The 9127-nt window shown below is 63.6% G+C and carries 11 protein-coding genes; 5 read left to right on the forward strand and 6 right to left on the reverse strand.

Going from position 1 to position 9127, the window contains the following annotated elements; all coding sequences use genetic code 11:
* Together ACEN88_RS17960 and ACEN88_RS17965 are read left to right on the forward strand one after the other, a co-directional pair.
* On the forward strand, nucleotides 1-366 hold a 366-nt coding region (locus ACEN88_RS17960; RefSeq protein ID WP_413341698.1), incomplete at its 5' end, for a hypothetical protein.
* 122 nt (nucleotides 367-488) lie between these two features.
* The gene (locus ACEN88_RS17965; protein ID WP_413341700.1) at nucleotides 489-1067 is read left to right on the forward strand and encodes a phasin family protein; all 579 of its coding nucleotides are present in this window, start codon (nucleotides 489-491) and stop codon (nucleotides 1065-1067) included.
* Nucleotides 1068-1108: 41 nt separating this feature from the next.
* Here the strand turns inward: ACEN88_RS17965 and pssA are convergent, their stop codons facing one another.
* From pssA to ACEN88_RS17995, 6 genes are all read right to left on the reverse strand, one after another.
* Nucleotides 1109-1969, reverse strand: a complete 861-nt coding sequence (gene pssA, locus ACEN88_RS17970; RefSeq protein ID WP_371757968.1) for a CDP-diacylglycerol--serine O-phosphatidyltransferase — start codon at nucleotides 1967-1969, stop codon at nucleotides 1109-1111.
* 86 nt (nucleotides 1970-2055) lie between these two features.
* Nucleotides 2056-2820, reverse strand: a complete 765-nt coding sequence (locus ACEN88_RS17975; protein WP_413341702.1) for an SIMPL domain-containing protein — start codon at nucleotides 2818-2820, stop codon at nucleotides 2056-2058.
* A gap of 170 nt (nucleotides 2821-2990) precedes the next feature.
* The gene (gene ilvC / locus ACEN88_RS17980; RefSeq protein WP_036230707.1) at nucleotides 2991-4007 is read right to left on the reverse strand and encodes a ketol-acid reductoisomerase; all 1017 of its coding nucleotides are present in this window, start codon (nucleotides 4005-4007) and stop codon (nucleotides 2991-2993) included.
* A gap of 74 nt (nucleotides 4008-4081) precedes the next feature.
* A complete protein-coding gene (gene ilvN / locus ACEN88_RS17985; protein ID WP_056136997.1) occupies nucleotides 4082-4573 on the reverse strand; it encodes an acetolactate synthase small subunit in 492 nt (163 codons plus the stop codon).
* Entirely contained in the window at nucleotides 4573-6297 is a 1725-nt protein-coding gene (locus ACEN88_RS17990; protein WP_056136995.1) for an acetolactate synthase 3 catalytic subunit, read from the reverse strand. Before ACEN88_RS17990 ends, ilvN begins: the two co-directional genes overlap by 1 nt.
* Nucleotides 6298-6668: 371 nt before the next feature.
* Complete coding sequence (locus ACEN88_RS17995) at nucleotides 6669-7295, reverse strand: glutathione S-transferase family protein (protein WP_413341705.1); 627 nt, start codon at nucleotides 7293-7295, stop codon at nucleotides 6669-6671.
* 193 nt (nucleotides 7296-7488) lie between these two features.
* Here ACEN88_RS17995 and ACEN88_RS18000 point away from each other — a divergent pair, with 193 nt between their 5' ends.
* From ACEN88_RS18000 to ACEN88_RS18010, 3 genes are all read left to right on the forward strand, one after another.
* On the forward strand, nucleotides 7489-8058 hold the full coding sequence (locus ACEN88_RS18000) for an RNA polymerase sigma factor (RefSeq protein WP_371762935.1): 570 nt from the start codon (nucleotides 7489-7491) through the stop codon (nucleotides 8056-8058).
* Nucleotides 8055-8483 carry a DUF3619 family protein gene (locus ACEN88_RS18005; protein WP_413341708.1) on the forward strand — a complete coding sequence of 143 codons (429 nt, stop codon included), beginning with the start codon at nucleotides 8055-8057 and terminating at the stop codon, nucleotides 8481-8483. The genes ACEN88_RS18000 and ACEN88_RS18005 overlap by 4 nt, the downstream gene beginning before the upstream one ends.
* Nucleotides 8484-8486: 3 nt before the next feature.
* A partial coding sequence (locus tag ACEN88_RS18010; protein ID WP_413341710.1) for a DUF3106 domain-containing protein occupies nucleotides 8487-9127 on the forward strand: 641 nt, incomplete at its 3' end.

Here is a 9127-nt window from a genome sequence, read left to right on the forward strand (position 1 = left end):
ATGCTGGAACGCGCCCGGCGCGACGTCGGCGCCATCGACCGCGCGCTGCGCAAGGAAAACAATCCGTATATCGTCGCCCCGCCGGACAGCCCGCAGATCCGCCTGCGCAGGGGCATCCAGGCCGCGGCCGACATGGCGCCGAATGCGTGGTACCAGGCGCCGAAGGTGGCGGAACTCGTCAACAACACGGGCGACGGCGCACGCCGCGAGCGCGTGATCGCGGGCGGCGGCACCTATTGCATGACGGAGCGCGCGCCGACGACGAGCATCGACATGATCGAGAAGCACGGCAAGTGGAGGCAGACCAATTGCCCGGAGCACGAATCGACGCCCAGCTCGCAGGAATGGCGCACGGCGCGCGATTGAAGTGGCTCGTGCGCCACGCGCACGATTGGACCTGTCATCGGAATGTCATCGAAATCGGCGAGCCTGACGTCGCGCTCCCGAAGCGCACTTTCCGAAGCGGATCCACTTTCACGAGGTCACCCATGTTCCTGTTTTCCCAGTCCGTCACGCCCGCCGTTCGCTCGCACCTGGACGCACAGGTTGCGTTCCTCAACGACATGTCGAAATCGATGTCGCGTTCGATCCAGCATCTCATCGACGCCAACATCCAGTTGAGCCAGACCCTGCTCGAAGAAAGCAACATCGCCGGCCAGCAGCTGCTGACGACGAACCACCCGACCGACATCATCTCGGCCGCCGCGTCGCGCGCCCAGCCGGCCGCGGACAAGCTGCGCGCTTACCAGCAGCACCTGTCGCGCGTCGTCGCCGATTCCCAGGTCGACCTGGCCCGCGTGGCCGAGCAGCACGTGCAGGAGACGTCGCGCACCGCACGCACGCTGGCCGACGAGGTGGCGCGCGTCGCCTCCGAAGAAACGCAAAGCAGCCTGCGCACGCAGCAGGACACGCTGAAGAATTTCCGCGACCCGTTCCAGAACGGCAGCGTCCACCGCGGCAATCTGCAGAGCGCAGGCAACGGCGCGCATGACGACACGTTCCGCGGCAGCGTGCAGGCGGACGCGCACGTGGGCCAGCAGGGCAAGTCGGCGGCGAAAGCCGGCTGACCGGCCGTAGAAATGACAACGCCCCGCGAGGGGCGTTTTTTTCAGCGGCGCTCGCTCGGATCGAGCGTCTCTTCATCCGTCTGGATGATGCTGACGGGCTTGCCTTTCGCGAGCCGGTACAGGTACACGGCATAACCCGACAGGCCATACACGACGAACAGCGGCCACAACACCTTCGGCGGGTCGATCGCCAGCAGCGCCAGCGCGAGCGCGATCAGGAACACGACGATGAACGGCACCGACTTGCGGAAATTGACGTCCTTGAAGCTGTAGAACGGGACATTGGTCACCATCGTCAGGCCCGCGAACAGCGCGATGCCCCACGAGATCCAGTCGACCTTGCGCGCGCTGACGTTGATGTCCGGGTCCGTCATCATCATCACGAAGCCGACGACCAACGCAGCCGCGGCCGGGCTCGGCAAGCCCTGGAAAAAGCGCTTGTCGACGACCTCGATGTTCGTGTTGAAGCGGGCCAGGCGCAATGCGGCGCCGGCGCAGTACACGAACGCGGCGATCCAGCCCAGCTTGCCCAGGCCGCGCAGCGACCATTCGTAGATGACCAGGGCCGGCGCGGCGCCGAACGACACCATGTCCGACAGGCTGTCGTACTGCGCGCCGAACTCCGATTGCGTGTTCGTCAGGCGGGCGACGCGGCCGTCCAGGCTGTCCAGCACCATCGCGATGAACACGGCCCAGCAGGCGTGGTCGAAGCGCTGGTTCATCGCCATCACGATCGCGTAGAAGCCGCCGAACAGCGCGGCCGTCGTGAAGGCGTTCGGCAGCAGGTAGATGCCCCGGCGCGGGCGGGATGCGGCGGCATCCGTCTTGCGGACGCGGCTGAAGCGGGCGAAGCGGGGCGCCTTGATGGCGCCGGGTTTGCGGCGTCGGGGTAGTGTCGGCATAGGTTTCTTTTTCTCAACAATGCACCGAGGAGGCGCGGACCCCGCCATTATAGTGTCCGCGCACCTCTGTTAGCGAACGGCTACCGTCAGCGGAATTTCACCTTGCCGACCAGGCGCATCTGCAAGGTCGTCTCGCCCGGCTCGAAGCTCGGCTCGGGCATCTCGGCCATGTCCGCGCGCTTGGCCGACATGCGCATCATCTGCGGTGCCGCGGCCTCGGCCTGGCCGCCCGCGTAATTGCCGCTGCCTTCGAAATCGACCGTGTCGATGACGGCATCATTCACGTTGCGGCCCATCGCGCGCGCGATCGAGGCGATGCGCTCATTGAGGTTGCGGTACGTGGCGGCGATGCGCTCGTCGTCCAGGCGTTTCTGCAGCTCCGGGCTCAGGTGGTAGTCGATGCCGTTCAGGTTGACGACTTTCTGCGCGGCCGCGGCCGTCTTCGGCAGCGCCTGCAGGTTGCGCGTCTTCACTTCCAGGTACTGGCCCACGCGCCAGCCGATCGGGACGCGGCGCGCGGCGGGGTTCGCCAGCGGACGCGGGCCGTCCGGCACTTCCGGGTAGACGGGATAGGTGTAATAGCCGACCGTTTTGAGTTCCGCCTGAGGATCCTCGCGGCGCACGATGTCCGTGCCCTGCTTCATCTTCTGGTTGACGCGGGCGGTGGCCGCCGCGCGGTCCTTGTCCTGCTCCTCGACGGCGAAGGTGACGGTCGCCTCGTCGTTGGCATGCTTCACTTCGCCGAACGCGGGCACGATGACCAGGGTGCCGCTCGTGGCGGGCGCGGTCTGGGCTTGCGCGGACAGTGCGGCGCTCAGCGCGGTCAACAGGACGAGTTTTTTGATGGACATTGTTGTTCTCCTTGATTCTTCACGGCGTATTGCCGCGGCACGAGAACGATAACCGGTTTGACGCGAAAGTCGAGTTTATGTAATGGAAAGTTGCAAATGATTGCAAACGAAGGACACAAAAAAAATCGCCCCGGCAAGCGAGGCGATTTTCATTCAGCCGGGAATGCCGATCAGTTCTTCGACTGGTCGACCAGCTTGTTCTTGGCGATCCACGGCATCATCGCGCGCAGCTGTGCGCCGACCTGCTCGATCTGGTGCTCGGCGTTCAGGCGGCGACGCGAGATCAGGGTCGGGGCGCCGGCCTTGTTTTCCAGGATGAACGACTTGGCGTATTCGCCGGTCTGGATGTCCTTCAGGACAGCGCGCATCGCGTTCTTGGTGTCTTCGGTCACGACGCGCGGGCCGGTGACGTATTCGCCGTATTCCGCGTTGTTCGAGATCGAGTAGTTCATGTTGGCGATGCCGCCTTCGTAGATCAGGTCGACGATCAGCTTCAGCTCGTGCAGGCACTCGAAGTAAGCCATTTCCGGCGCGTAGCCGGCTTCCACCAGCGTCTCGAAGCCGGCCTTGATCAGCTCGACGGCACCGCCGCACAGCACGGCCTGCTCGCCGAACAGGTCGGTTTCGGTTTCTTCACGGAAGTTGGTTTCGATGATGCCGGCCTTGCCGCCACCGTTGGCCATTGCGTACGACAGGGCGATGTCGCGGGCTGCGCCGGACTTGTCCTGGTAGACGGCGACCAGGTGCGGCACGCCGCCACCCTGGCGATAGGTACCGCGCACGGTGTGGCCCGGGGCCTTCGGTGCGACCATGATCACGTCGAGGTCGGCGCGCGGCACGACCTGGCCGTAGTGCACGTTGAAGCCGTGCGCGAACGCCAGCACGGCGCCCTGCTTGATGTTCGGCTCGACGTTGTTCTTGTACACGTCGGCGATGTTTTCGTCCGGCAGCAGGATCATGACGACGTCGGCGGCTTTCACTGCCTCGTTGACTTCAGCGACCTTGATGCCGGCCTGTTCGACCTTGCCCCACGATGCGCCGCCGCGGCGCAGGCCGACGGTGACGTTGACGCCCGATTCCGTCAGGTTCTGGGCGTGTGCGTGGCCTTGCGAGCCGTAGCCGATGATGGCGACATTCTTGCCTTTGATGAGGGAGAGGTCGCAGTCTTTGTCGTAGAAAACTTTCATTTTTTAATCCTGTGCTTTTCGTGTTTCGTTATTTTGTTTGGTGGACACGAGGTCCACCGAATATATCGCCAGCGTCAAACCTTGAGGATGCGCTCGCCGCGGCCGATGCCGGAACCGCCCGTGCGGACGGTTTCGAGGATCGAGGCGCGGTCGATGGCGTCGATGAAGGCATCCAGCTTCGTCTTCGCGCCCGTCAGTTCGATCGTGTACGTTTTTTCCGTCACGTCGATGATGCGGCCGCGGAAGATGTCGGCGGTGCGCTTCATTTCTTCGCGTTCCTTGCCGACTGCCCTCACCTTGATCAGCATGAGCTCGCGCTCGATGTGCTGGCCTTCGGTCAGGTCGACCACCTTCACCACCTCGATGAGGCGGTTCAGGTGCTTGGTAATCTGCTCGATGATGTCGTCCGAACCCGTCGTCACGATGGTCATGCGCGACAGGGTAGCGTCTTCGGTCGGCGCCACGGTCAGCGTCTCGATGTTGTAGCCGCGTGCCGAGAACAGGCCCACCACGCGCGACAGCGCGCCGGCTTCGTTTTCCAGCAGGACGGAGATGATGTGTCGCATTACAGGTCCTCCGATCCGAGCAGCATTTCCGACAGGCCCTTACCCGTCTTGACCATCGGCCAGACGTTTTCGCTGCGGTCGGTAATGAAGTTCATGAACACCAGGCGGTCCTTCATGGCGAACGCTTCGCGCAGCGCGCCGTCGACGTCGCCCGGCTTCTCGATGCGCATGCCGACGTGGCCATAGGCCTCGGCCAGCTTCTCGAAGTCCGGCAGGGAATCCATGTACGACTCGGAATAACGCGAGCCGTAGTCGAGTTCCTGCCACTGGCGCACCATGCCCAGGAAGCGGTTGTTCAGGAGGATGATCTTCGGCGTCAGGTGATACTGCTTGCAGGTCGCGAGTTCCTGGATGTTCATCTGGATCGAACCCTCGCCCGTGATGCAGGCCACGGTCGCACCCGGATTCGCCATCTGCACGCCCATCGCGTACGGCAGGCCCACGCCCATCGTGCCCAGGCCACCGGAATTGATCCAGCGGCGCGGCTTGTCGAACGGGTAGTATTGCGCGGCCCACATCTGGTGCTGGCCCACGTCCGACGTGATGAACGCGTCGCCGCCGGTGACTTCCCACACTTTCTCGACGACGGACTGCGGCTTGATCAGCTCATCCGAGGTCGCATAGCGCAGGCACTCGCGGCCGCGCCAGTCCTCGATCTGCTGCCACCACTTCTGCACGGCCGGGTTCGGACGCTGCTCGGCGGCATCCAGCTGCGACAGCAGTTCGACCAGCACGTCCTTGACGTTGCCGACGATCGGGATGTCCACTTTCACGCGCTTCGAGATCGACGACGGGTCGATGTCGATGTGGATGATCTTGCGCGGGTTCGACGCGAAGTGCTTCGGGTTGCCGATCACGCGGTCGTCGAAGCGGGCGCCGATGGCGATCAGGACGTCGCAGTGCTGCATCGCCATGTTCGCTTCGTAGGTGCCGTGCATGCCCGGCATGCCGACGAATTTCCTGTCGGTGGCGCGGTAGGCGCCCAGGCCCATCAGCGTGTTCGTGACCGGGAAGCCGAGCTTGTCGACCAGCTTGTTCAGTTCGTTCGACGCATTGGCGAGAATGACGCCGCCGCCCGTGTAGATCATCGGACGCTCGGCCGCCAGCAGCAGCTGCACCGCCTTGCGGATCTGGCCGGCGTGGCCCTTGTCGACGGGGCGGTAGGAACGCATCTCGACCTCTTTCGGGTACGAGTACGTCGCCTTCTGCATGCTCACGTCCTTCGGGATATCGACGAGGACCGGGCCCGGACGGCCGGTGCGTGCGATATAGAAGGCTTTCTTGATGGTATCGGCAAGGTCTTTGACGTCCTTGACGAGGAAATTGTGTTTCACCACCGGGCGCGTGATGCCCACGGTGTCGCATTCCTGGAATGCGTCCTGGCCGATCGCATTGGTCGGAACCTGGCCGGAAATCACGACCATCGGAATCGAATCCATGTATGCGGTGGAGAGGCCGGTGACGGCATTGGTGACGCCCGGACCGGACGTGACCAGGCATACGCCCACTTCGTTCGAGCTGCGCGAATACGCGTCGGCCGCGTGCACGGCTGCCTGCTCGTGGCGTACCAGGATGTGCTGGAATTTGTCCTGCTTGAAGATGGCGTCGTAGATGTAGAGAACCGCACCGCCGGGGTAACCGAAGACGTGTTTCACGCCCTCTTCCGCCAGGCAACGGACTACGATCTCAGCGCCCGTGATGGGAGCTGCTGCGTCGTTACTCATGATACGTTCCTTTCAAAACCCATAGGGAGATTGATCGGATGCTCGTCCCTGACGAGATACGTGTCACGCAACAGTGCTCATGCTTCCCTTCTCTCTGCGGTCACGTCGATCTTTCAGGATGCCGTAGGATCCTTACGAACCGGCGCTGGACGCAACTCGTTCAGCTTGAGTTACTGTAGCGGAATGCGAATCTCTCGCGCTTGTGGCACGGGTTGGAGCAAACTGCCTACATTGTGAAAGCGCGTCATGCCGAGGTTGACTTTGTGTGACAAGCTGGCTTGACAATAAGCTTCGGGGGTGCAAAGCGTTCCATACCTTACTGCGTTGCACCATTCTGGTCAAGATAAATAATGATTTTTTCAAGCGCGCTTTCACACAATATTGTCCGGCAGCCACGCGCGGGCCATGGGACGTGCTTCCAGCCGAGCCATCCACGCGGCGATGGCGGGATAGTCGGGACGCTCGTCCATCGGCGTCTTGCGCCAGCGGTGCGTGGACAGGCCCAGCACGACGTCGGCCAGCGAGAACGCCCCGCCCGCCACGTAGTCGCCCGCCGTTTCCAGGTGCCGCTCGAGCAGGCCCATCTGGCGGTTCCAGCCGGCGATGCCGGCGGCGATCTGCACCGGATCCTGGTGCGCGGGGCTGCCCCGCACCAGGCCCATGAACGCGTAGCGCCACGCATTGTTCAATTCCGTCGCCTGCCAGTCCATCCACTGCTCCACCTTCGCGCGGGCCAGCGCCTCGGCCGGCAGCAGGCGGCCATCGCCATGGCGCGTGGCCAGGTAGCGGCAGATCGTGTTCGACTCCCACAGCACGACGTCGCCATCGACCAGCACCGGCACCATCGCGTTCGGATTCAGCGCGAGGAATTCCGGTTCCTGCGTGGAGCGGAAGCCGCTGCCCCAGTCTTCGCGCTCGAACGCGATGCCGAGTTCGCTGGCGGTCCACAAGACCTTGCGGACGTTGATCGAGCTTGCCTTGCCGAGGATGCGCATCATCTGATTGTCTCCGTCACGATGTCGATTCAGCCATTTTAAAAGCAGAATGGCAACTTTGCTTGCAGGCACCCCGGGAAACTACGTACACGCCAGCCTGCCGGTTTCGGGTGCGGTCATCCATAATTTTTGCTAGCATTCGACAGTTTTCCGAAAAGCCACAGGCAACGTACCTGTGGCGCCCACCACTTATCGCATGGCCACTGATAAAGAACTCAACGACTTCCTCGAGAGTGTCGAGCGGCGCGCCTTCAAGCAGGCGGCGTACGCGGTCCGCAAGGACGAGGCAGCGCTCGACATCGTTCAGGACGCCATGATCAAGCTCGCGGAGAAATACGGCGACAAGCCCCTGGCCGAATTGCCGATGCTTTTCCAGCGCATCCTGCAGAACACCATCCTCGATTACTTCCGCCGCGAAAAGGTCAGGAATACCTGGGTCAGCCTCTTCGGAGGCCTCGGCCGCCGGGACGACGACGACGAGGATTTTGATATACTGGCATCTTATGAGGCCGAAGAAGGAACGTCCGCCGCGGAGTCGAGCGCGGATCAGGTCGAACGTGCGGAAACCCTGCGCCTGATCGAGGAAGAGATACAAAAACTCCCGGCGCGTCAACGGGAAGCGTTCCTCATGCGTTACTGGCAGGACATGGATGTGGCCGAGACGGCCCAAGCGATGGGATGCTCCGAGGGCAGTGTAAAAACACATTGTTCTCGCGCTACGCATTCCCTGCAAAAAGCCCTGGAGGCCAAGGGAATTAAATTATGAACACCGACGACATCAACCTGGCGTACAAGATCCGCCACGCCCTGAACGAGAACCTCGACAACCTGCCGGCCTCGACGACCGACCGCCTCGCCGCCGCCCGCGCGGCCGCGCTCGCGCGAAAAAAAGCACATGCTGCCGATGCGCCAGCCCGTGCGAAGCAGCAGCGTGCGTCGTTCGACCTGGGCGCGCTGTTCTCGATGCAGTGGGTGGCACGTGCCGCCGTCGTCGCGCCGCTGCTGCTGATGGCGGCCGGCATGGTCGGCGTGTACCAGTACGAACGCGAGCAGCGTGCGGCCGAGCTGGCCGAGCTGGATGCGGCCGTGCTGTCCGACGACCTGCCCCTGACCGCCTACACCGACCACGGCTTCAACGCTTACCTGGCGCAACAGCAGCAAGCACAGCAACAGCCGCAGCGAGCCCAGTAAAGGATGACGGCTAACAAGCTCAAGATTGCCGGCGCCGCCGCCGCCGTCGTGCTCGTTGGCGCGGCCGCACTGACCCTCCATCAGCAAGGCGGCTTCCTTCCGGCATCGGGCCCGGCCACGCGTGACGCGGCGGCCGACGCTGCGCCTGCCCAGCCCGCCAAACCGGCCACCGGCAGCCACAAAGGCGGCGACAAGTCCCTGTGGCGCAGCCTGACGCCGGCCCAGCAGGTGGCCCTACAGCCGCTGCAGGCCGAATGGGACCAGATGGATAGCGTGCGCAAGCAGAAGTGGCTGCAGCTCGCGAACCGCTTCGCCACGCTGAAACCGGAAGAGCAGCAGCGCGTGCACGAACGCATGCGCGCATGGGCCAAGCTGACGCCCGAGCAGCGCGAGCTGGCGCGCGAAACCTATACGCGCACCCGCAAGATCGCCCCCGAGCAAAAGAACGCCACGTGGGAAAGCTACCTGCAACTGCCGGAAGAACAGAAAAAGAAACTGGCCGCCTCGGCCACGGCCCGCAAGACGCCCCGCGTCGTGCCGTCCCAGGCCAACGGCAAGGTCGTCGCACCGCTGGGCCAGGGCGCGACGTCGTGCCCGGCCGGCATGATCAAGAACACCGTCTCGGCCGCCCCGCCGTGCGTGAC

It is taken from the genome of Massilia sp. CT11-108 (genome assembly GCF_047302915.1).
GTDB classification, from domain to species: domain Bacteria; phylum Pseudomonadota; class Gammaproteobacteria; order Burkholderiales; family Burkholderiaceae_D; genus Telluria; species Telluria orientalis.

Bases quoted from the DNA above. Each gene is read 5' to 3' on its own strand.
- ilvC (WP_036230707.1), bottom strand. From the start codon at position 4,007: ATGAAAGTTTTCTACGACAAAGACTGCGACCTCTCCCTCATCAAAGGC.
- ACEN88_RS18005 (WP_413341708.1), top strand. From the start codon at position 8,055: ATGAACACCGACGACATCAACCTGGCGTACAAGATCCGCCACGCCCTG.
- ilvN (WP_056136997.1), bottom strand. From the start codon at position 4,573: ATGCGACACATCATCTCCGTCCTGCTGGAAAACGAAGCCGGCGCGCTG.
- ACEN88_RS18000 (WP_371762935.1), top strand. From the start codon at position 7,489: ATGGCCACTGATAAAGAACTCAACGACTTCCTCGAGAGTGTCGAGCGG.
- ACEN88_RS17990 (WP_056136995.1), bottom strand. From the start codon at position 6,297: ATGAGTAACGACGCAGCAGCTCCCATCACGGGCGCTGAGATCGTAGTC.
- ACEN88_RS17975 (WP_413341702.1), bottom strand. From the start codon at position 2,820: ATGTCCATCAAAAAACTCGTCCTGTTGACCGCGCTGAGCGCCGCACTG.
- pssA (WP_371757968.1), bottom strand. From the start codon at position 1,969: ATGCCGACACTACCCCGACGCCGCAAACCCGGCGCCATCAAGGCGCCC.
- ACEN88_RS17965 (WP_413341700.1), top strand. From the start codon at position 489: ATGTTCCTGTTTTCCCAGTCCGTCACGCCCGCCGTTCGCTCGCACCTG.
- ACEN88_RS17995 (WP_413341705.1), bottom strand. From the start codon at position 7,295: ATGATGCGCATCCTCGGCAAGGCAAGCTCGATCAACGTCCGCAAGGTC.